20 protein-coding genes are annotated in these 20,139 nt (G+C 68.3%); 11 read left to right on the top strand and 9 right to left on the bottom strand.

The genetic code is table 11. From position 1 onward, the window contains the following. Positions 1-23: 23 nt before the first annotated feature. The 3 genes from ASC92_RS24930 to ASC92_RS24940 are packed head-to-tail and all read right to left on the bottom strand — an operon-like array spanning position 24 to position 3,940. Positions 24-2,261 carry a xanthine dehydrogenase family protein molybdopterin-binding subunit gene (locus tag ASC92_RS24930; protein ID WP_056521143.1) on the bottom strand — a complete coding sequence of 746 codons (2,238 nt, stop codon included), beginning with the start codon at positions 2,259-2,261 and terminating at the stop codon, positions 24-26. Positions 2,262-2,273: 12 nt separating this feature from the next. After that, on the bottom strand, positions 2,274-3,257 hold the full coding sequence (locus tag ASC92_RS24935) for an FAD binding domain-containing protein (protein ID WP_056521146.1): 984 nt from the start codon (positions 3,255-3,257) through the stop codon (positions 2,274-2,276). Continuing rightward, positions 3,254-3,940, bottom strand: coding sequence for a 2Fe-2S iron-sulfur cluster-binding protein (locus ASC92_RS24940; protein WP_082519710.1), 687 nt, complete (start codon positions 3,938-3,940; stop codon positions 3,254-3,256). Before ASC92_RS24940 ends, ASC92_RS24935 begins: the two co-directional genes overlap by 4 nt. 256 nt (positions 3,941-4,196) lie before the next feature. Between ASC92_RS24940 and ASC92_RS24945 the strand changes: the two genes are divergently transcribed. Next, complete coding sequence (locus tag ASC92_RS24945) at positions 4,197-4,487, top strand: hypothetical protein (RefSeq protein WP_056521149.1); 291 nt, start codon at positions 4,197-4,199, stop codon at positions 4,485-4,487. A 40-nt stretch (positions 4,488-4,527) separates the two neighbouring features. Here the strand turns inward: ASC92_RS24945 and ASC92_RS24950 are convergent, their stop codons facing one another. Beyond that, positions 4,528-6,963 carry a catalase gene (locus ASC92_RS24950; protein ID WP_056521151.1) on the bottom strand — a complete coding sequence of 812 codons (2,436 nt, stop codon included), beginning with the start codon at positions 6,961-6,963 and terminating at the stop codon, positions 4,528-4,530. Positions 6,964-7,127: 164 nt separating this feature from the next. Further along, positions 7,128-7,280 carry a hypothetical protein gene (locus tag ASC92_RS29140; protein WP_157609128.1) on the bottom strand — a complete coding sequence of 51 codons (153 nt, stop codon included), beginning with the start codon at positions 7,278-7,280 and terminating at the stop codon, positions 7,128-7,130. A 255-nt stretch (positions 7,281-7,535) separates the two neighbouring features. Between ASC92_RS29140 and ASC92_RS24955 the strand changes: the two genes are divergently transcribed. Then, positions 7,536-8,198: a phosphoribosyltransferase gene (locus ASC92_RS24955; protein ID WP_056522116.1), complete on the top strand. Its 663-nt coding sequence runs from the start codon at positions 7,536-7,538 to the stop codon at positions 8,196-8,198. Positions 8,199-8,243: 45 nt separating this feature from the next. Here the strand turns inward: ASC92_RS24955 and ASC92_RS24960 are convergent, their stop codons facing one another. Beyond that, on the bottom strand, positions 8,244-8,936 hold the full coding sequence (locus ASC92_RS24960) for a L,D-transpeptidase (protein ID WP_235506001.1): 693 nt from the start codon (positions 8,934-8,936) through the stop codon (positions 8,244-8,246). Positions 8,937-8,943: 7 nt separating this feature from the next. On the opposite strand from ASC92_RS24960, the gene ASC92_RS28760 reads away from it, so the two are divergent. From ASC92_RS28760 to ASC92_RS24980, 5 genes are all read left to right on the top strand, one after another. Next, positions 8,944-9,108: a hypothetical protein gene (locus ASC92_RS28760; protein WP_162245743.1), complete on the top strand. Its 165-nt coding sequence runs from the start codon at positions 8,944-8,946 to the stop codon at positions 9,106-9,108. Between the two features lie 390 nt (positions 9,109-9,498). Further along, positions 9,499-9,834: a hypothetical protein gene (locus ASC92_RS24965; RefSeq protein WP_056521153.1), complete on the top strand. Its 336-nt coding sequence runs from the start codon at positions 9,499-9,501 to the stop codon at positions 9,832-9,834. A gap of 71 nt (positions 9,835-9,905) precedes the next feature. Next, positions 9,906-10,343, top strand: a complete 438-nt coding sequence (locus tag ASC92_RS24970; RefSeq protein WP_056521156.1) for an Hsp20/alpha crystallin family protein — start codon at positions 9,906-9,908, stop codon at positions 10,341-10,343. Between the two features lie 50 nt (positions 10,344-10,393). After that, on the top strand, positions 10,394-10,801 hold the full coding sequence (locus tag ASC92_RS24975; protein WP_056522122.1) for an Hsp20/alpha crystallin family protein: 408 nt from the start codon (positions 10,394-10,396) through the stop codon (positions 10,799-10,801). A gap of 139 nt (positions 10,802-10,940) precedes the next feature. Further along, the gene (locus ASC92_RS24980) at positions 10,941-15,080 is read left to right on the top strand and encodes a CheR family methyltransferase (protein WP_056521159.1); all 4,140 of its coding nucleotides are present in this window, start codon (positions 10,941-10,943) and stop codon (positions 15,078-15,080) included. Between the two features lie 25 nt (positions 15,081-15,105). Here ASC92_RS24980 and ASC92_RS24985 read toward each other — a convergent pair whose 3' ends face one another. Then, the gene (locus ASC92_RS24985) at positions 15,106-15,555 is read right to left on the bottom strand and encodes a low affinity iron permease family protein (protein WP_056521162.1); all 450 of its coding nucleotides are present in this window, start codon (positions 15,553-15,555) and stop codon (positions 15,106-15,108) included. Between the two features lie 247 nt (positions 15,556-15,802). Here ASC92_RS24985 and ASC92_RS24990 point away from each other — a divergent pair, with 247 nt between their 5' ends. From ASC92_RS24990 to ASC92_RS25000, 3 genes are all read left to right on the top strand, one after another. Beyond that, positions 15,803-16,195 (top strand): hypothetical protein, encoded by a 393-nt coding sequence (locus ASC92_RS24990; protein ID WP_056521166.1) that lies wholly within the window; start codon positions 15,803-15,805, stop codon positions 16,193-16,195. A gap of 93 nt (positions 16,196-16,288) precedes the next feature. Continuing rightward, positions 16,289-17,419 (top strand): glycosyltransferase family protein, encoded by a 1,131-nt coding sequence (locus tag ASC92_RS24995; protein WP_056521169.1) that lies wholly within the window; start codon positions 16,289-16,291, stop codon positions 17,417-17,419. Positions 17,420-17,508: 89 nt separating this feature from the next. Then, the gene (locus tag ASC92_RS25000) at positions 17,509-17,766 is read left to right on the top strand and encodes a hypothetical protein (protein ID WP_056521170.1); all 258 of its coding nucleotides are present in this window, start codon (positions 17,509-17,511) and stop codon (positions 17,764-17,766) included. Between the two features lie 27 nt (positions 17,767-17,793). On the opposite strand, the gene ASC92_RS25005 is transcribed toward ASC92_RS25000, so the two are convergent. Together ASC92_RS25005 and rpoN are read right to left on the bottom strand one after the other, a co-directional pair. Further along, positions 17,794-18,033 (bottom strand): hypothetical protein, encoded by a 240-nt coding sequence (locus ASC92_RS25005; RefSeq protein WP_056521174.1) that lies wholly within the window; start codon positions 18,031-18,033, stop codon positions 17,794-17,796. Between the two features lie 30 nt (positions 18,034-18,063). Next, a complete protein-coding gene (gene rpoN / locus ASC92_RS25010; RefSeq protein WP_056521177.1) occupies positions 18,064-19,443 on the bottom strand; it encodes an RNA polymerase factor sigma-54 in 1,380 nt (459 codons plus the stop codon). A 225-nt stretch (positions 19,444-19,668) separates the two neighbouring features. Here rpoN and ASC92_RS25015 point away from each other — a divergent pair, with 225 nt between their 5' ends. Continuing rightward, positions 19,669-20,031: a histidine kinase dimerization/phospho-acceptor domain-containing protein gene (locus ASC92_RS25015; RefSeq protein WP_056521180.1), complete on the top strand. Its 363-nt coding sequence runs from the start codon at positions 19,669-19,671 to the stop codon at positions 20,029-20,031. Positions 20,032-20,139: the final 108 nt, after the last annotated feature.

Below are 20,139 nucleotides of genomic sequence, written 5' to 3' on the forward strand. Positions count from 1 at the left end.
CAGGAGCAACAACGAGGCGCCCTTCAGTCCTGGTGCGGCTGAAGCCCGATTACCTTGTCGAGCGTGAGCGGATAGTCGCGGATGCGCACGCCCGTCGCGTTGTAGACCGCGTTCGCCACCGCAGCGCCCGCGCCGCAGATGCCCAGCTCGCCCACGCCCTTGATCTTCAGCGGATTGGTCTTGTCGTCGAACTCGTCGAGGAACACGGCCTCGACCGCCGGGATGTCGGCATGCGAGGGCACGTGGTACTCGGCCAGGTCGTGGTTCACGAAGGCACCGAACCGGGGGTCGACCACCGCGTCCTCGAACAGCGCCGAGCCCACGCCCCAGATCATGGCGCCCGTCGCCTGGCTGGTGGCGGTCTTCATGTTCAGGATGCGTCCGGCCGCGAACACGCCGAGCATGCGGCGCAGCCGGATCTCGCCGGTGTCCACGTCGACCGCCACTTCGGCGAAGTGCGCGCCGTAGGCCTGCTGCGAGAACTTCTTCGCCATGTCTCCCTTCCTGATCTGCCCCTCGGCCCGCAGGCCGATGGTGCCGGCCAGCGCGCCCAGCGTTTCGGAGCGCGCACCCGCCGTGACGCGGCCGCCGGCGAACACCACCTCGTCGGGCTTCGCACCGAGCCGGCGTGCGATCTGCGCGCGCAAGGCGGTGCAGGCGTCGAACAATGCCGAGCCCGCGCTGGCCGCGCCCCACGAGCCGCCGGAGCCGGGCGTTTCGGGGAAGTCGCTGTCGCCGAGTTCGATGCGCACCTGCTCCAGCGGCAGGCCGAGCATTTCCGCCGCGATCTGCGTGAAGACGGTGTAGCTGCCGGTGCCGATGTCGGTCATCGACATGCGCGCCGTGAGCACGCCCTGGCGGTCGAGCGCCACCGCGCACCTCGCGTCCATCAGGTAGTTGCTGCGGGTGGCCGCGGCCATGCCCAGGCCGATCTGCCAGCGGCCTTCGCGCACCGCGCCGGGCGTGGCGCTGCGCCGGTTCCAGCCGAAGCGCTCGGCGCCTTCGTCCATGCAGCGCAGCAACTGGCGGGAGGAGAACGGGATGTTCTTCTCCGGGTCCATGGCCGGCTCGTTGCGGCGGCGCAGCTCGATGGGGTCGAGCCCCAGCTTGCCGGCCAGTTCGTCCATGGCCTGTTCGAGCGCGAGCATGCCCACTGCCTCGCCCGGTGCGCGCGTGGAGTCGGAAACCGGCAGGTCGAGCCTGACCACGCGGTGCGTGGTGAGCCGGTTGGGCGCGGCGTAGAGGGAGCGCGTCTGTGTGCTGGCGGTTTCGTAGAAGTCGTCGAAGCGCGCGCTGTGCGAGAGCGAGTCGTGCCCGATGGCGGTGAGCCGTCCGTCGGGCGTGGCGCCCAGGCGCAGCCGCTGCACGGTCTGGCTGCGGTGCGTGGTGAAGTGGAACATCTGCTGGCGCGTCAGCGCCGTCTTCACCGGGCGCCGCAGCTGCCGCGCGGCCATGGCGGAGAGCATCACGTCGCCGTACACGGGCAACTTGCCGCCGAAGCCGCCGCCGATGTAGCGGCTCACGATGCGCACCTTCGACGGCGCTATCTGCAGCGTGTTGGCCACGGCGTTCTGCGCGCTCTCCAGCAGCTGCGATGCGCAATGCACCGTCACGCTGTCGCCGTTCCACCAGGCGAGGGCGGCGTGCGGCTCCATCTGGGCGTGAATGTGGTGCGGCGTGGTGTAGGTCGCATCGACCTGCACCGGCGCATTGGCGAAGGCCGCGTCGAAATCGCCGATGCGGCTGTCGGCCTTCTGTGTTTCGTCGTCTTTCGGCTTCTCCGCCTTGCCTTGCGCCGCGGCCATGTCGTACTCGCCAAGAGCCGCTTCGTAGCGGATGCGGATCAGCGCGGCGGCCGAGCGCGCGGCCTCGAAGCTCTCGGCCACCACGTAGGCCACCGCTTCGCCGTAGTAGCGCACGGCATTGCTCGCGAGCTGGGGCGTCGAGCGCGCGAAGCGGTCCTTGGCGTCCACAGGCCCCCAGGGCGCCTGCTTCGGCGCGTTGCGGTGGGTCATGACCAGCAGCACGCCCGGCGCCTTCTCGGCGGCCGATGCATCGATGTCGGCCACCGTGCCTTTCGCGATGGTGGCCCCGACGATGAAGCCGTAGGCCGGCTTGCCCGGCGCCTCCTGCACTTCGTAGGCATAGGGCGCCTTGCCGGTCACCTTGAGGCGGCCGTCGACGCGGTCGATGGGCTTGCCGATGAGGCCGGTGCGGTTGTCGTCGATGGGGTTGCGCGCCGAGGGAGCGTTCATTTCCATGGTGGCGTTCCTTCAGGCCGCGCGCGCGGCTTCGTTGATCGTGGCCTGCAGGGTGCGGCGCACCAGCGGCAGCTTGAAGTCGTTGTGGCCGTACCCGCGCGCGCCGGCCAGCACGCCGTCGGCCGCGGCATCGATGGCCGCCTCGTCGAGCACGGTGTTCGCCAGCCGCGCCTCGGCCGCCTCCACGCGCCACGGCTTGTGCGCCAGCCCGCCGAAAGCCATGCGCGCCGAGCGGATGCGCCCACCGCCGGCATCGACGATGGCCGCCACCGACACCAGCGCAAAAGCGTACGAAGCCCGGTCGCGCACCTTGCGGTACACCTGCTGGCCGGGCACCGGCGGCGGCAGCGTGACGCCGGTGATCATTTCGCCGGGCTGAAGGTCGGTTTCGAGCTGGGGCGTGCTGCCGGGCAGGCGATGGAAGTCGGCGATGGGAATCACGCGGCGCGTGCCGCCCGGCATCACCGTTTCCACCGCCGCGTCGAGCACCCGCATGGCCACCGCCATGTCCGACGGGTGCGTGGCAATGCACTGGTCGCTCGCCCCGATCACCGCATGCATGCGGTTGTAGCCCTGCAGCGCGGAGCAGCCCGAGCCGGGCTGGCGCTTGTTGCAGGGGCGGGCGGTGTCGTAGAAGTAATAGCAGCGCGTGCGCTGCAGCAGGTTGCCGCCGGTGGTGGCCTTGTTGCGCAACTGGCCCGAAGCCCCGGCCAGCAGCGCGCGGCTGAGCACCGCATAGTTCTTGCGCACGCGCGCGTCGGCGGCCAGGTCGGCATTGCGCACCATCGCGCCGATGCGCAGGCCGCCGTCGGTGGTGGGCTCGATGGCGTCCAGCCCCAGGCGGTTGATGTCGACGAGGTGCACCGGCGTCTCCACCTGCAGCTTCATCAGGTCGAGCAGGTTGGTGCCGCCCGCGATCATGCGCGCCCCGGGGCGTGCGGCGGCCGAGGCCGCTGCTTCAGGTGACGCAGCCCGCTCATAGGTGAAGGCTTTCATGGGCGCGACTCCGGCCCCGACACGTCCTTGATGGCCGCCACGATGTTGGGGTATGCGCTGCAGCGGCAGAGGTTGCCGCTCATGCGCTCGCGGATCTCCGCGTCGGTGAGCGCCACGCGCGCACCCAGGTCGCGCGTGACGTGGCTCGGCATGCCGGCCTTCGCCTCGGCCAGCATGCCAGCGGCCGAGCAGATCTGTCCGGGCGTGCAGTACCCGCACTGGAAGCCGTCGCGGTCGAGAAAGGCCTGCTGCAGCGGATGCAGCGTCTCGCCCTGCGCCAGGCCTTCGATGGTCGTGACCGACTGGCCGTCGTGCATCACGGCCAGCGTGAGGCATGCGTTGGTGCGCCGGCCTTCGACGAGCACCGTGCAGGCGCCGCACTGGCCGTGGTCGCAGCCTTTCTTGGAACCCGTCATGCGCAGGTTTTCGCGCAGCGCGTCGAGCAGGGTGGTGCGCGTGTCGACTTCCAGCCGATGCAGTTGCCCGTTGATCTGGAACTGCATCTGCATGCGCTGGGGTGGCAGGTCGGACGGGGCGGCGGTCGATGCGGAGCCGGTTTGCGCATCGGCCGTCGCGAGGCAGCCACCGGCGCCGAGGAGGGCCGCGCCCGATTGGAAAGCGGCGCGGCGGGTCAGGCGTCCGACGCCGTCTCCCACGTCGTCCGTGCGATGTTCGAATTTCATGTGGGGGTCTCCGACCGGATGAGGATCGGGACGAATCCTAGGAAGGGCGCCTGGTTGCGCGGTGGCGCCTGCGCGCTGTCGTCGTGTAGGCACTGGCCGACGAAAGGACGATGCCGACCGCCGCGCCGTCGTACGAAAGTGCACTCGGTTTCTTACAGCGGACTGCGATGCCTCCTACGGCCGCGCGATGGGAGCGCACTAGATTGGTTTCGCATGCGGGTTCGGATGAACAGCGAGAAAATCACCAGGAGACGACATGAAGACACTTCGGATTTCGACGCAGCGGCGCGCGCAGCTCTCGAGCGAGAACCTGCTCGCCGTCAATTCACGGGACCAGGAGATTCTTCACGGCCTGAGCTTCGACGAGTCGCAGTTCCTGATCGACTGCGGCGAGGAACCCATCGCCGATGCGGCGGACCGCGAACGGTGCGGCGATCTCATCCACCGGCACGAACGCGCGCGCCTGCGGATCGCCACCGCCGACGATGAAAGCAGCGCGAGCGAGGCAGGCCCCGCCGCGCGCACCCGGGATTCATTCATGCTGTGAGCTGCGGGCCCGCCACGGCGCCCGTCCTGCCGGTCCTTCCTCAAACCCGCGGCGGATCGCTGTCGCGCACCGGGTGGCGGTGCTTGCCGACCGCGGCGATGAAATCGACCGCCACGGCCTTCGCATGGGCGGCGTCCGCCAGCAGCAGGCCGGGGTCTTCGGAGCCATCGGGCAGCGTCAGCGGAATGCCCGCCTCGCTCAGCAGGGCCTGCGACGCGCCGAGCGCAAGAATGGTCTTGCAGTGCCGGTACTGGTCCTTGATGAATTCCATCGTGTGGCCGTCCGCGGCCAGCGCCTGCGCGGCCGCCTCGCCGTCGGGCAGCACCAGCGCGTCGAACAGGAAGCCGGGCGAGTTCTCCATGGAGGCGTCGGGCTCCAGCATGGCCGCACCGCCGGCCTTGACGCTTCCGAGCCGCGGCGCCACCAGCCGCGGCACGGCGCCGGCCTGGAGAAGGGCCGCCTGCAGCGCGACTACGGAGCCCGCCTCCACGCCATCGGCCACGAGGATCGCGATCTTGCGCGAGCGAATGCCGCCGTCGCCGGGCCGCGCCATCAGCGACAAGGCGGGCGACGCCTCGACTTCGGGCGCCGCCGGTGTCTGCAGCGCGAGCGGCAGCGGCGCCGGCATCTTCATGCCCAGGCCCTTCGCGACCTTGCTCGCGAGGTCGGCCGATGCGTTCACCAGGCCCGCGACCACGCGTTCGCGAACCGCGGGCACCGTCACCTTGGAGAGCTCGAAGCGGAATGCCGCGGCGATGTGGGCCTGCTCCACCGGCGTCTGGCTCTCGTAGAAGAGCCTCGCCTGCGTGTAGTGGTCCGCGAACTTCTCGGGCTTGCCGCGCACCTTGTCGCTCGACGCCTGCACATCGATGCGGCGCGCGACGCTCTGGAACCCTTGCGCGGCGCCGGCCTGGAACGGGCAGCCGCCGCCGAGCGAGTTGGGCTCGTAGGCCGTGCGGCCGCGGTGGATCGCCTGCCGGTGCATGCCGTCGCGCTGGTTGTTGTGGACCTGCGCGATCGGTGCGTTGATGGGCAGCTCGTGGAAGTTCGGCCCGCCCAGGCGCGAGATCTGCGTGTCCACGTACGAGTGGATGCGCCCGGCCAGCAGCGGGTCGTTGGTGAAGTCGATACCCGGCACGATGTGCGCGGCGCAGAAGGCGGCCTGCTCGGTTTCCGCAAAGAAGTTGTCGGGGTTGCGGTTCAGCACCATCCGCCCCACGACCTGCACCGGAACCAACTCCTCCGGCACGATCTTCGTGGCGTCGAGCACGTCGAAGCTGAAGCCCGCGGCCTGCTCCTCGGTGAAGATCTGCAGGCCCAGTTCCCACTCGGGGTACTCGCCCGCATCGATCGCCTCCCACAGGTCGCGGCGGTGAAAGTCGGGGTCCGCGCCAGAGATCTTCACCGCCTCGTCCCACACGAGCGAGTGCGTGCCCAGCTTCGGCTGCCAGTGGAACTTCACGAAGACCGACTCGCCCGCGTCGTTGACCAGGCGGAAGGTGTGCACGCCGAAGCCCTGCATCATGCGATAGCTGCGCGGAATGGCGCGGTCGCTCATCTGCCACATGAGCATGTGCGTCGATTCGGGCATCAGGCCCACGAAGTCCCAGAAGGTGTCGTGCGCCGACGCGGCTTGCGGCATCTGGTGATGGGGCTCTGGCTTGACCGCGTGAACGAGGTCCGGAAACTTGATGGCGTCCTGTATGAAGAACACGGGCATGTTGTTGCCCACGAGGTCCCAGTTGCCCTCGTCGGTATAGAACTTGACGGCGAAGCCGCGCACGTCGCGCGCCGTGTCCTTGGAGCCGCGCTCGCCGGCCACGGTCGAGAAGCGCACGAACACCGGCGTGATCTTTCCGGCCTCCTTGAAGGGGGCCGCCTTGGTGTACTTGGCGAGGGGCTCGTAGCACTCGAAGAAGCCATGCGCGCCGGAGCCGCGCGCATGCACGATGCGCTCCGGAATGCGCTCGTGGTCGAAGTGCGTGATCTTCTCGCGCAGGATGAAGTCTTCGAGTAGCGCCGGGCCGCGCAGGCCGGCCTTCAGGGAGTTCTGGTTGTCGGCGATCGACACGCCCTGGTTGGTCGTCAGCACCTGTCCGGCCGAGTCGATGCGCACACGGTCCAGCGAACCGATGGTCGCGTTCGTTCCTTCGGGCGCCACGCCGCCGACCTTGGCCGACGTGCTGCTCTCGCTGGGCGTGCTGGCCAACGGCAGGCGCGACGCGGGCTTGGCCTGCGCGCCGCGAGGCGGCGACATTGCGCCGTCCATGCCGTGCTCGCGCGGCTTGTTCTCGTTGAAGGGCATGGCGGCGGCCAGCGCCTGGGCCTGGGCCGCTCGCTGCGAGGGAATGTCGTCCGCCGCGGCCGGTCCCGGGTGGGCGGGGCCGCTGTCGGTGTTGCGGGATGCGGCCTTGGTGCCGTTGAGCTGGGCGTCGCTGGCCTTGGGCGTTCTGGAAGGCGTGTTTCGGTTCGGCATCGGGGCTCCATGAGGTGGTTGCGGGCGAGGGGAAGGGCAACTTAAGGAGCGCAGCGGGCCGCGGCTGTAGGAGGTCGCCGCGCAACGGGCAAGCCTGAGCCGTCATTGCGGGAGCCTGGCTCAACAGGGCCCGCGCTCGTGCTCCCGCCGCGGCATCTGGTTCTTCAGTGCTGGCGCTTGAAGTACTGCACTTCGCGCTCGTGCTGCCGGGCCTGCCCCTGCGAAGCGAAGGTGCCCAGGTTGCGACGCTTGCCGGTCTTGGGATCGATCTTGCGGGAATACAGGCGGTATTCGCCCGAAGCGAGTTTGCGGATCATGGCGGGGTTCCTTTTCACTTGGGAGGACTTCAATCAATCTGCGCTGCCGGTGCCGTTCGTCTGTCGGACGGTTTCATGTCGATCTGAGGGGCCGCGGCGTCGCACGACGAGGGTTGCAGTTCCTACATTCGCTGCCTGAACGCTCCCACAGCCGAGACTCGCCGGAAGGTCGAAACCTGAACTCGCCGAGGTCTGTCTCCATTGCGGAAAGGAACGAACCATGAAAACGACGTGGAAGCCCGCGGCGTGAACGCCATGTTCCAGAACCGCGTCGACGCAGGCCGCCAGCTCGCGGAGTTGCTCGGCCAGTACCGCGATGCGCCCGATGCCCTCGTTCTTGCGCTGCCGCGCGGCGGCGTGCCGGTCGGGGCAGAGGTTGCGCGCGCCCTGCATCTCCCGCTCGACGTCATGGTGGTGCGCAAACTGGGCTTTCCCGGCCATGAGGAATATGCGGCCGGGGCGATTGCCGCGAACGGCGTTCGCGTGACCGGTGAACCCGGGGTGGATCTCTCTTTTGTCCTTGAACGCGAGCAGCAGGAACTGGCGCGCCGCGAACACGCCTACCGGGGCGGCAGAGCAGCTCGCGACCTGAACGGGATGACCGTCATCCTCGTAGACGACGGCCTCGCAACCGGCCTGTCGATGCGCGCCGCCATCATCGCCGCGCGTTCACTCGGTGCGGCCCGGGTCGTTGCGGCGGTGCCCGTTGGCGAAGCCACGGCATGCCAGGCGCTGGCGCGCCCCGCGAAGGCGAGCGAGTTTGCCAGCCGCAGCCGCCGCGAGCGCACGGGCTCGCGCGCGGACGAAGTGGTCTGCATGCGCATGCCCGACCCCTTCCATGCCGTGGGTGCGTGGTATGGCGTATTCGATCCGCCCAGCGACGACGAGGTGTGCAAGACCCTGGCTTCATGGAGTTGAGCGGAGACCTTCAACCCAACGGGTTCAATCCCGCGCGGTCGGCGCTCACGGTTTTCCGTTCGGGTCCATGAACGGGAAGCGCCGTTCGGTGGATGCCGTTTCCGGAAGCACGTACACGAGCCCCGCCCGATTGCCGAGCACCGGCTTCACCTGCTCGTTGTAGAAGCGTGCCGGCACATTGATGCACCCGTAGGAGATCCGGTTGTCCTCGATGCTTGGCGAGGCGAGGCGTTCCAGTCGCCGCTCCGACTTGTTGGACGTGCGCACGCGATGCATCGAGACGGCAGCGTCGTAGTCGATCCAGACCACGTCTTCCCCCGATGCGTTCACGCCGGGTTCGGTGACGAAGCGGCCCGCCGGCGTGGTTCGCTCCTCGGGCCGTATGTCCTTGATCGGGCGGGTGCCGATGCCCGGGACCGAATCGTCGCCCTTCGCGGAGCCCAGGAGCACGGGCGACGACGCGCGCAGGCGGCCGTCGCTGTCGAACATGAACAACCGCGCGCTCCTCTTGTCGACGACGCCGAAGGGGGCTGCGCGGTTGTCGCCGGAGGCCACTGCTGCAAGTGCCACCTGCTGCGCGGCGGCCTCCGGCTTTCCTGCCGCGGAGGCAGGCAGCGCCATTGCCGCGCACGCGGCGGCCAGCAACAGGAAGAAGGCCCGCGATGCGGCGGCCGGGCGCGGCGGCGGTCTGTCTTGCGCCAGGCTGCCGGTCAGGCGTCGAGCGCCGGGGCGTCCCACTGCCTAGTTGCGGTCGGCGCGCGCCGACCGCATGGGCGGGTTGCTGTTCGATGCAGCCATGCTGCTGGTGTCGGTGCTGCTGCTCGGAGGCGGGGAAGAGGTGGTTGCACCGGTGCTGGGCTGGGGCGTGGTGCCCGTCGTGCCCATGGCGCCGCCCGCAGGGCTTTGCTGACCGGCGGCGGTCGCCGGGTTTGCGGGTGCTGTGGTGGGCGGAGTGCCCTGTGCAAAGGCCGAGCCGGCCAACGCAAGGGTTGCTGTAGCCAGAAGCGAAGAGAGGCGTGTCATGGAGGATCTCCTGAAGTTGAAGGTTGTCGCGAAGGTGCTTGGTGCCAGGTGTCGGTTGCAACGCCGGAATCCCCCGGCCGCTGTGCTGACGCGACGAAAGCTAGGCCAAGCCGGGCCGCAACGGGTCAGCGCGCTGCGACGCACCATGTAGGAATCGGCGAAAACGCCGGCGCGCGAATCCGGAGATTGCCTGGTCGATTTCCCCTCTTGAAATCCTCGCGCGCCAACCTATGTTGATTTCCGTTGGAACCTGGTCAAACCGAAAAGGAGGCTTGAAATGACCATGAACCTGCTGAGGCAAATTGCCGCTTCCCGCCTGCCCGTGTCCTTCTACCGGGCCGAGGACATCGACGGGGTCAGGCTGCTGCGGGCCGCGGGCCTTGTCGTGGCCCTGGTACCGTCGCCCTCCGACCCCGTCGCGCTGTCGGGCACGCCGTCCGCCGCCCAGGTGCTTGCCGTCACCCGGAAGGGGCGGGAAGAACTGGCGAGGTTCGACTATCCCGAGGCCCGCCCGCCCCGCTGGCGTTTCCGGATGCCGCGAATCAGGACGCTGGCGCGCGCCAGTCCGGCGGCATCGCCCCCGGCGCACCGCGAATCCGGCAGGCCCCACTAGCCCCGAAGCCGGGCGCATGCCGCGGCCCGGCACCTCTTTCTTGTCGTTCAACTTCTTACGGAGGTTTCGCCATGTATCGATCCCTGTTTCCCCGCGACATCTTTGCGGAGATGGACCGCCTGCAACGCGATGTGCAGCAGGCTTTCGACCTGTCTCCCTCCATCCGCGGCGTCGCCCACAACGGTTTCCCGGCCTTGAACGTGGGCAGCACCCCGCAGGCGCTGGAGATCTACGCGTTTGCGCCCGGCGTGGACCCTTCCACGATCGAGGTCAACCTGGAGCGCGGCCTGCTGACCATCTCCGGCGAGCGCAAGAGCGCGCTGCCCGAGGCCGGCGGCAAGATCGCGGTGCACATCAACGAGCGGTTCGAGGGCGCGTTCCGCCGCGTCATGACGCTGCCCGAGGACGCCGACCCCGAGGCCGTGAATGCCCGGCTGCGCGACGGCGTGCTGCACATCACCGTGCAGCGGCGCGCATCCGCGCAGCCGCGCCGCATCGCGATCCAGTAGCAGCGACGCGCATGAAAACCCAGATGAACCCGAACGAAAGGAGCCACACCATGAACAGCAATCTCCAGGCCTCGTCCGGCACCGAAGCGGGCGAACTCGCGCAGAAGGATTCCTCGCGCTATGCCGAAGCCGCGCTGACGCCGCCCGTCGACGTGATCGAGGACACCGGCGGCATCACGCTCTACGCCGACCTGCCCGGCGTGAGCCGCGACAAGCTGAACCTCCACGTGGAGGCCGCAACGCTGACCATCGAGGCCGAGTCCAGCCTGGCCACGCCCGAGGGCCTCAAGTCCAGCCATACGGAGGTGGGCCTCGCGAGGTTCCGGCGGGTGTTCACCCTGAGCAAGGAACTGGACACCCAGAACGTCACCGCCGAGCTGGCGCAGGGCGTGCTGCGGCTGCGGATTCCCAAGGCAGCGCACGCGCAAGCCAGGCGCATCGAGGTGCAGGTGGCCTGAAGGGGCCGGGCGCGCAAAGGCGTGGCGGCCGCCCCGCCTTTGCGCGCCGTCCATCCGAAGGGATTGTTCGCAGGGCAGTTATCGGACTTGGGGGCAAAATCGATCACCTCCGAATGCCGCATATGTCCAGCGAGCCCGAATGTCCGAATCCCAAGCGCCCGACGCCCCCCCGTCTCCCACCGAGCCCGCGCCACTGACGCCCAGTTCGCTGAGCTTCCCGGTCATTGGCCTCGCCGGATCGGCCGGCGGACTCGAAGCGCTGATGCGCTTCTTCGAGCACATGCCCGAGCGGCCCGGCATGGCCTTCGTGGTGATCCTGCATCTGTCGCCCGACCACGAGAGCAGCGCCGCCGAGATCCTGCAGCGGACCACGGACATGCCTGTGAACCAGGCGGCTGGCACCATGCCGATCGAGGTCGATCACATCTACGTGATTCCGCCCGGTGTCGCGCTGACGATGAACGACGGCACGCTGCAGGTGACCCCGGGCGAGCGGCCCACCGGGCGGGCGATGGCGGCGGACGTCTTCTTCCGCACGCTGGCGCAGGTCCATCTCGAGCGCGCGGTCAGCATCGTCCTGTCGGGCACCGGCAGCGACGGCGCGATCGGACTCACGCGAATCAAGGAGCACGGGGGCCTGACCATGGCCCAGTCGCCGGAGGACGCGACGCACGAGGGAATGCCGCTGGCCGCCATTGCCACCGGCATGGTCGACTTCGTGCTTCCGGTGGCCGACATGGGCGAGCGGCTGGTCGACGTGTGGCGCAACGCGCGCCGCATCCACCTGCCCGAGGTGTCCGAAGCGGGCGCCTTCGTGCCGGAGCCGGAAAACTCCGCCTCGTCGCTGCTCGCCGAGAAGGCGCTGCAGGAGGTCATGGCGCTGTTGAGGACCTACACGCGCCACGATTTCCGCCACTACAAGCGCGCCACGGTGCTGCGCCGCATCGAGCGCCGGCTGCAGGTGAACCGGCTGGCCGACCTGCCGGCCTACCGCGACTTTCTGCGGGAGCACCAGGAGGAGGCCACGCCGCTGCTGCAGGACATGCTGATCAGCGTGACCAACTTCTTCCGGGACCGCGACTCCTTCGATGCCTTGTCCCAGGCGGTCATCGGGCCGCTGGTGGAGCGCAAGCAGCCGGGCGAGCAGGTGCGGGCATGGGTGGCGGGCTGCGCGACAGGCGAGGAGGCGTATTCGCTCAGCATCCTGCTACGCGAGCAGGCCGACCGGCTGTCCAGGCCGCTGGACCTCCAGGTCTTCGCGACCGACATCGACGAGCGCGCCATTGCCACCGCCCGCAAGGGTGTCTATGCGCAAGGCATTGCGGAAGACATCGCGCCGGGGCGGCTGCGGCAATACTTCGTGAAGGACCACGACCAGTACCGCGTGTCGACGTCGGTGCGCGAGCCGGTGCTCTTCGCGCTGCACAACCTGCTGCGCGATCCGCCGTTCTCGAGGCTCGACGTGATCTGCTGCCGCAACCTGCTGATCTATCTCGACCGCGCCGCGCAGGCGCACGTGCTCGAGATGTTCCGCATCGCGCTCAAGCCGGGCGGCTTCCTGTTTCTCGGCACCTCGGAGTCGACCGACGCGGTCGGGAACCTGTTCACCGCCGTCGACAAGCGGCACCGCATCTACCAGGTCAACCCCGAGCTTCCGCCCGGACGGCACATGCCACTGATCAGCGAGGCGCCGCCCCCGTTCATGGTGGGCTCGATCTCGCAGGGGATGCGTGCGCCCAAGCGCAACGGCGGCGAACGCCCCGGCCTCGCGGAACTGCACCAGCGCGCGCTGGAGCAGTTCTCGCCACCCAGCGTGCTGATCGACGGCGAACACAACGTGCTTCACCTGTCCAACGGCGTCGGGCGCTTCCTCGAGCGGGCGAGCGGCGAACCCTCGGACAACCTGCTGAACAACGTGCGCCCGGACATCCGCCTCGAACTGCGCACCGCGCTGTTCAAGTCCGCGCAGTCGGCGCGCAGCGTCGAGGCGCGCCTCGTCCTGCAGCAGGAAGACGGACGGCATGTGTTCCTGAACATCACCGTGCGGCCGGTGCTGCAGGAGCAGGGCACGCAGCTCACGCTGGTGGTCTTCGACGAGATCGAGGAAAGCACGCAGCCGGACGATGGCGAGCCTCCCGACACCGGACGCGAACTACTGATCGGCCAGCTCGAGGAAGAAATCAGGCAGCTCAAGCTCCACCTGCAGGACACCATCGAGAGCTCCGAGACCTCGAACGAAGAGCTGAAGGCCTCGAACGAGGAGCTGCAGGCCATCAACGAGGAATTGCGCTCCGCCAGCGAGGAACTGGAGACGAGCAAGGAAGAGCTCCAGTCGATGAACGAGGAGCTGGTGACCGTCAACTTCGAGCTCAAGGTCAAGGTCGAGGAGAGGGAGCACATCAACGACGACCTGCAGAACCTGGTTGCCTCGTCCGAGATCGCCACCGTGTTCGTGGACCGGAGCATGCACATCAAGCGCTACACGCCGCATGCGAGCAATCTCTTCAACCTGATTCCCTCGGACATCGGGCGCTCGCTGTTCGACATCACGACGCGGCTCGACTACCTGGAGCTGGCAGAAGACACGGCATCGGCCTTCAGGGAGCTGCGCACCAGCGAACGCCATGTGACGAGCGTCGACGGGCGGCATTTCCTCGCGCGCATCCTTCCCTACCGGACGGCAGAGGACAAGATCGAGGGCGCGATCCTCAACTTCTTCGACATCACCGAATTGCGGGCAGCGGAAGAGCGTGCACGCGCAGGCGAGGAGCGGCTGCGACGGGCGGCCGCGACGACGCGCGATTTTGCGATCATCACCGCCGACGCGCGAGGCCTCGTGACCAGCTGGAACCTCGGTGCCGAGCGCATCTTCGGCTACAGCGAAGCGGAAATGATCGGCAGTCCGATCGCGACCATCTTCACGCCCGAAGACCGGGCGCATGGCATCCCCGAGACGGAAATGAGCCGTGCGGCGGAATCGGGGCGCGCCGAGGACGAGCGCTGGCACCAGCGCAAGGACGGCACGCGCTTCTTCTGCAGCGGCGTGATGACGCCCATGGATGCCAGCGCGGGAGGCGGCTTCGCCAAGATCGCGCGGGACATGACCGGCACCAAGCAGAACGAGCTTGCGCAGGACCATCTCCTCGTCAAGGAAAAGAAGGCCAACCTGAGCGCCCAGCTGGCCAACGAACTGAAGGACAAGTTCCTCGCGGTGATGTCGCACGAGCTGAAGCAGCCGCTGAACCTGATCCAAATGAACGCCGAACTGCTGCTGCACCTGCCGGTCGCCGCGAAAGACGCCAAGGTGCGGCGCGTGAGCGAAACCATCAAGCGCGCCGTCGGCAGCCAGGCCCGCATCATCAACGACCTGCTGGACCTCTCGCGCATTCGCACCGGCAAGCTGCGGCTGAACCGGGTGCGGGTCGACCTCGGCGAACTCGTGCAGATCGCGGCGAATGCCGCCGTCAGGGATGGGGCCGAGAAAAAGCTCACGCTGGAAACGCATTGCGACACGGGCATTCAGTGCCACGGCGACAGGGTGCGCGTGGAGCAGATCGTGTGGAACCTGCTGAGCAATGCCGTCAAGTTCACGCCTGCGGAGGGGCGCATCTCCGTTCGCGTGGAAGCCGACGGCCAGTTCGCCAGGCTCACCGTGGCGGATACCGGCTGCGGCATCTCTGACGAGTTCCTGCCGCATGTGTTCGGCATGTTCAACCAGGCCGGCGGCGATATGGCACCGCCCAATGGCGGGCTCGGCATTGGCCTGGCCCTGGTGCAGGAACTCGCGCATGCCCACAAGGGGCGGGTCAAGGCTTTCTCCGCCGGCATCGGGCAGGGGAGTGAGTTCACCGTGTGGCTTCCGCTCGAAGGCAACGGCGCCGAGCAGGCTCCCGCGCAGGCAGCGGCCGAGTTCAATCTCAAGGGGTGGCGCGTGCTGGCGGTCGACGACTACGCCGACGCGCTGATTCCGTTCGCGGAGATCCTGCGGCTCGAGGGCGCGACCGTCGACATCGCGGAGAGTGCGAGGGAAGCGCTGGAACTGCTCGACAAGAAGACCTACGACCTGCTCGTGTCCGACCTCGGGATGCCGGGGATGGACGGCTTCCAGCTCATCGCGGAAGTGCGCCGTCGGCCTGCGACGCGCGAGCTGCGCTCGATTGCGATGTCCGGGCTCGGGCGGCGCGCGGAGGTGCGCCGTGCGCTCGAGGCGGGCTTCAATGCCCACCTGCCGAAGCCCGCTTCGATCGACGAGCTGAAGGCGGTGGTCGGCAAGCTGTAGCTGCCGGCCGCGGCGCTGCGCACTTTCAGGATCCGCCCGAACCAAGCTTGGGGTCTTGCATTCCGGGCGCTTCCTTGTGGCCGCGCCGGCGGCGTTCGGCGAGCATCCGCTCGAGCGTGGCCTGGCTCTCCTTCGCGGCCGCCTCGCACCGCCCGTGCAGTTCGGCCAGTTCCTTGTCCGTGAGTTTTTCGATGCCCATGAACTCATCCTGGGCATCGGACGAGCGGATGAGTTCGTCGAGCTTGGTCTGCAGCGCAGCGCCGTCGCGGTTCTGGGTGTTCTGGATCAGGAACACCATCAGGAAGGTGACGATCGTCGTGCCGGTATTGATGACCAGCTGCCAAGTCTCCGAGAAGTCGAACAGGGGCCCCGTGGCGGCCCAGACGAGCACCGCGGCAACGCAGACCAGGAAGGTCGCCGGGCTTCCCGCGATGCGGGCGATGTGGTTGGAGAACGAAGCGAACAGTCGGTCCATGGGGCATTCCTCCTGCGCCCCGATGCTGATTGCGCCGGCGCGCCTGAGCGTCGTCCGTAAGCGATGGGCGGCGAGTTCCTGAATCCCGTCTTCACGTCGGCGCACGCGTCTTTTGAAGTAGGTCGATTCTTTCCTGCGCACCCGCGTTGCACCTGCAATCGGGCAGGCGTGGATGCATCAACCTCGGTGCAACCGTCGAGCCGCAACCCCGAGCCGACACGCGCCGAACCAATCGAGGAGTTTCCCCATGAGCACCCCCACTTCCAACAGCACCCGGAACGACGCCGGCGGTGACGGCGCGGACGACAGTCGCGCCTTCCGCTTTCCCACGTCGGACCATCACCCCGCTCAACCCCTGGAGTCCGGCAGCACGCCCGCCGCCCGGGCCGTGACCGCAATACCGGAAGAGCAGGCGATCGACCATGGCATCGAAGAGTCGTTTCCCGCGAGCGATCCGGTGTCGGTGAGCGTGTCGAAGTCGATGCCGGTGTCGGCCGCACCCGCTCCCACCCGCGCCAGTGCGCCGCGCACACCGGCTCGCACGGAGATGCAGGGTTTGGCCGCAGGCATCGTTTTTGCCGGAGGAGCCTTGGCACTGGCCGCCGCGGCGGGTTATCTCGCTGCACGGCGCAGGCACTGAGGCCAGGTTTCGCCGACCCGCTGCGCCTGGCATCGGGTCGCGGCGCCGGAGGGGAGCCGCCTTGCCGTTCGACGAGAAAACCGAGGAGATTTCATGCGTTTCGTGATGTTCTGCCATTCGCTCGTGTCCGACTGGAACCATGGCAATGCCCATTTCCTGCGCGGCATCTGCAGCGAGCTTGTCGCGCGCGGCCATGAGGTGGCCGTGTACGAGCCCCGGCGCGGCTGGAGCCGTGCCAACCTCGAGGCCGAGCACGGGCGCTCGCCCTTGGACGGCTTCGCGCGCGCCTACCCCGAGCTGCAAAGCACGCCGTACGACCGCGCGACGCTCGACCTCGACACCGTGCTCGACGGCGCCGACGTCGTCCTCGTGCACGAGTGGAACGAGCCCGCGCTGGTGCGCCGCATCGGCCTGCACCGGCGCGACGGCGGCAGCTACCGCCTGCTGTTCCACGACACGCACCACCGCTCGGTGACGGACGAAAAATCCATGGCTGCCTACGACCTCACGCACTACGACGGCGTGCTCGCCTTCGGCGACGTGGTTCGCGACCGGTACCGCCGCAAGGGCTGGGCGCGGCAAGCGTGGACCTGGCACGAAGCCGCGGACGTGCGGCATTTTCATCCGTGTCCCGAAGTGGCGCAGAGCGGCGGCCTCGTGTGGATCGGCAACTGGGGCGATGGCGAGCGCGCGGCCGAACTCGACGAATTCCTGCTCGAGCCGGTGCGCAGCCTCGGCCTGAAGGCCAGCGTGCACGGCGTGCGCTACTCCGATCACGCGCTCGATCGCCTGAGCGCGGCCGGCGCCGAGTACGGCGGCTGGCTCGCCAACTACAAGTTGCCCCTTGTGTTCGCACGCCACCGGGTCACGGTGCACGTGCCGCGCCGGGCTTTTGTGGAAGCACTGCCTGGCATTCCCACCATCCGCATGTTCGAGGCATTGGCCTGCGGCATTCCGCTGATCAGCGCGCCCTGGCACGACACCGAGGAGTTGTTCGCCCCGGGCGATTTTCTCGTTGCGAACGACGGGGCTGCGATGCGCGGCCACCTGCGCGACGTGCTCGAAGACCGCGAGCTCGCCCGTTCGCTGGCGCAGCAGGGTCTTGCCACGGTGCGCGCCCGCCACACCTGCGCGCACCGCGTGGACGAACTGCTCGCCATCCTCGCGGAACTCGATCAGGTGTCTGCCGAGCCTTTCGTTTCCCCCGGAAGGCTCGTTGCATAAGAACGGGGCGAACAGCGGGTGATGGTCCAGCCAGCGGGCACGGCGCTTGCCGGGGTGGGCGTGTTCAATCCTTTCCAGGCGAGCCTCGAATGAAAAGAAACCTGCCGCGTCCCGGCCCCGCTGCCGAGTGCTACGAGTTGCTGCACCTCCTGTCACGCCGGCCCATGCCGGTGGTCTATTCGGCGCCCGAAGACATCCACAAGATCCTGGCGCTGCGCAGCGCCTCGCTGCTGGAGGCGCTGACCGACCCCAGCGTGACCCTGCGTAGCGGCGAACGGCGGATTCCTCGCGCCATCGTGACGGGCCTCACTGCCGAAGGCCGTGCCGTCTGCATGTCCCACAGATAGCCGTCCGGCACGCGCGTTCTTCGCGCTTCATTGCGGCGGCAGCGCGGCGCCGTCATCGTCACCCGGAGCGAGCGCCCGCCGGCCCTCCGGCGTGAGCGAAAGGAAGCGGCCCACCTCGACACCATCGCCATGGCCGTTGTTGCGCAGCGTGAAGGCGGCGACCATGCCAGCGGCGCGCAGCACCAGCAGATTGTCGATGTCGTCGGGACGGGTGAGGTCGAGCGGGGAGCGCAGCTTCGACAGTTTGCGCAGGAATTCGATGGACATGGGAGGCCTGCTACTGATTTCAGGGCGGCGTCACGCGGCAGCCCGCCGTTCGCCCTGCACGCGGCGCCGCTCCACGGGGTCGATGTTCATGCCCTGGCGATACTTGGTGACGGTGCGGCGGGCGATGCAGAAACCCTGCTGCGTCAGCTGCCGCGCCAAGTCCACGTCGCTCAGCGGCGCAGCCGGCCGCTCGACGGAAATCAGTTCGCGGATCAGTTCCTGCAACGCCACGGGCGCGCTCGCGCCACCCGTCGCATGGGTCAGGCCGCGCGAAAAGAAATGCTGCAGCTCGAACACGCCGCAGGGCGTGGCCATGTACTTGTTGTGCACGCTGCGCGAAATGGTGGAGGGATGCACGCCAACCTCGTCGGCGATCTCGCGCAGGCCGAGCGGCTTCATCGCGAGCGGCCCGTGCTCCAGGAACATCGTCTGGCGCGCAACGATCGCGCGGGCCACGCCGAGAATGGTGGAGGCCCGCTGCACCGCATTGCCGACGGCCCAGCGCGCATGCTCCAGGCAATCCTTCAGCGCGGCGCCGGCCTGCTTGCGATGCTGTTCGAACAGTTCGACGTACGCCGTGTTGACGCTCACGCGCGGCATGGCGCTGGCATTGAGCGAGGTCTTCCATGCGCCGCGCACCTTCTTCACGGTCACGTCGGGCATCACCACGCGGGTGGCGGCGTCGCCGTGCTGCCAGCCAGGTCGCGGGTTCAACTGGCGAATGGCGGCGACGGCGCGGGCCACGTCGGCGGGCGAGGCTTCCGTCGCGCTGGAGAGCCGCGCTACGTCGCCGCTCGCGAGCAGATCGATGTGGCGTTCGACGATGCGCCGCGCGAGCTGCCGCATGCCGGCATCCGCGATGGCGTCGAGTTGCAGGCCGATGCACTCCTGCACGCTGCGCGCCGCGACGCCCGCGGGGTCCAGTGCCTGGACCCGCTTCAGCGCAATGCGCAGCTCCGCTTCGGCACTGTGTTCGCCGAGCGCGGCGCCGAGTTCCGCCAGCGAGATGCGCAGGTAGCCATCGTCGTCCAGCGCCTCGACCAGCGCCGCGGCAAAGGCCGCTTCGCGCTGCGACAGCCGCAGCACGCCGAGCTGGCCGTGCAGATGGGCGTGCAGCGATTCGGGCAATGCCACGCGCTGCATGAAGTCGAGGCTGTCGTCGTGGGACAGGTGCTGCGCGCCGCTGGCGGGCGCGGCCGTGATCCGCTCGAACGCGGACCCGGCGAGGCCCTCTGCATCGGCCGCCGGTGGATCTTCGACTTCGAGGAAGGGGTTCAGGTCGGCGGTTTCGCGCAGCGCCTGCGCGTACTCCTGGGCCGACATCTGGAGCAGACGCACGGCATGCTGGAGCCGGGGCGAGAACACCGCCGCCTGCACGTGGCGCGGCTGCAAGGAAATCGAATGGTTCATGGCGTGGGCGGCGCGGCGGGTTGAACGAGACGGTCGGTTTTTCCCCGGTCGGGGAGTCGCATGCGCAACGGTCGTGCCAGCTCAGTCTGCATCGACTTGGTTTGAAAATTGAAAATCAAAGTACTCATAAATGATTCGCCTCTCATGGAGGCGGGAAGCCTTGCCGCAAATCTTGCAGTCGGCCTGGGGCAGACAGCGGGCGGTCATTGCTCGAAACTCGGAGGCATGAAAAACCGGTCGAACGAAATCGGCGCGCGGCAGCGTCCCGGATGGGGCGCGCTGTGCGCGGGGGCCGCGTTGCTGGGCATGGCGTTGTGGAGCCGGCGGGCGGTGCGCTCGCGCAATGCGGCGCGCGCGGCGCTCGCATCGAAGCAGGCCTTGCACGCGCAGCTGCTGTTGCGGGTCCGATCGCTCGACCATGACCTGCGCAGCCCGGTCGGGGCGATGGCCGTGGCCCTCGAGCTGCTGCGAACCGCGGACGACGCGCGGACGCATGCCGAGGCGGCCGATGTGCTGGAACGGCAGATCGCGCGTATGACTACGCTGACAGAGCGAGTGCACGAACTCGCACAGGGCTTGGCCGACTGAGCCGTCCGTCGCGCAGCGATTCCGGGGCATCATGAAAAAGCGGGGGGAGGCACTTCGCGGTTGCACAAGACTGGCCACAGCACAAGAGCGTCAGAAGACGAGGAAAAG

The organism is Variovorax sp. Root411, from assembly GCF_001425205.1.
Taxonomy (GTDB): Bacteria; Pseudomonadota; Gammaproteobacteria; order Burkholderiales; family Burkholderiaceae_C; genus Variovorax.

Coding starts and splice junctions, on each gene's coding strand:
- ASC92_RS24945 (WP_056521149.1), top strand. CDS start 4,197: ATGAAGACACTTCGGATTTCGACGCAGCGGCGCGCGCAGCTCTCGAGC.
- ASC92_RS24990 (WP_056521166.1), top strand. CDS start 15,803: ATGAGCACCCCCACTTCCAACAGCACCCGGAACGACGCCGGCGGTGAC.
- rpoN (WP_056521177.1), bottom strand. CDS start 19,443: ATGAACCATTCGATTTCCTTGCAGCCGCGCCACGTGCAGGCGGCGGTG.
- ASC92_RS25000 (WP_056521170.1), top strand. CDS start 17,509: ATGAAAAGAAACCTGCCGCGTCCCGGCCCCGCTGCCGAGTGCTACGAG.
- ASC92_RS25005 (WP_056521174.1), bottom strand. CDS start 18,033: ATGTCCATCGAATTCCTGCGCAAACTGTCGAAGCTGCGCTCCCCGCTC.
- ASC92_RS24955 (WP_056522116.1), top strand. CDS start 7,536: ATGTTCCAGAACCGCGTCGACGCAGGCCGCCAGCTCGCGGAGTTGCTC.
- ASC92_RS24970 (WP_056521156.1), top strand. CDS start 9,906: ATGTATCGATCCCTGTTTCCCCGCGACATCTTTGCGGAGATGGACCGC.
- ASC92_RS24965 (WP_056521153.1), top strand. CDS start 9,499: ATGACCATGAACCTGCTGAGGCAAATTGCCGCTTCCCGCCTGCCCGTG.
- ASC92_RS24940 (WP_082519710.1), bottom strand. CDS start 3,940: ATGAAATTCGAACATCGCACGGACGACGTGGGAGACGGCGTCGGACGC.
- ASC92_RS24975 (WP_056522122.1), top strand. CDS start 10,394: ATGAACAGCAATCTCCAGGCCTCGTCCGGCACCGAAGCGGGCGAACTC.
- ASC92_RS29140 (WP_157609128.1), bottom strand. CDS start 7,280: ATGATCCGCAAACTCGCTTCGGGCGAATACCGCCTGTATTCCCGCAAG.
- ASC92_RS25015 (WP_056521180.1), top strand. CDS start 19,669: ATGAAAAACCGGTCGAACGAAATCGGCGCGCGGCAGCGTCCCGGATGG.
- ASC92_RS24980 (WP_056521159.1), top strand. CDS start 10,941: ATGTCCGAATCCCAAGCGCCCGACGCCCCCCCGTCTCCCACCGAGCCC.
- ASC92_RS24930 (WP_056521143.1), bottom strand. CDS start 2,261: ATGGAAATGAACGCTCCCTCGGCGCGCAACCCCATCGACGACAACCGC.
- ASC92_RS24985 (WP_056521162.1), bottom strand. CDS start 15,555: ATGGACCGACTGTTCGCTTCGTTCTCCAACCACATCGCCCGCATCGCG.
- ASC92_RS24995 (WP_056521169.1), top strand. CDS start 16,289: ATGCGTTTCGTGATGTTCTGCCATTCGCTCGTGTCCGACTGGAACCAT.
- ASC92_RS24935 (WP_056521146.1), bottom strand. CDS start 3,257: ATGAAAGCCTTCACCTATGAGCGGGCTGCGTCACCTGAAGCAGCGGCC.
- ASC92_RS24950 (WP_056521151.1), bottom strand. CDS start 6,963: ATGCCGAACCGAAACACGCCTTCCAGAACGCCCAAGGCCAGCGACGCC.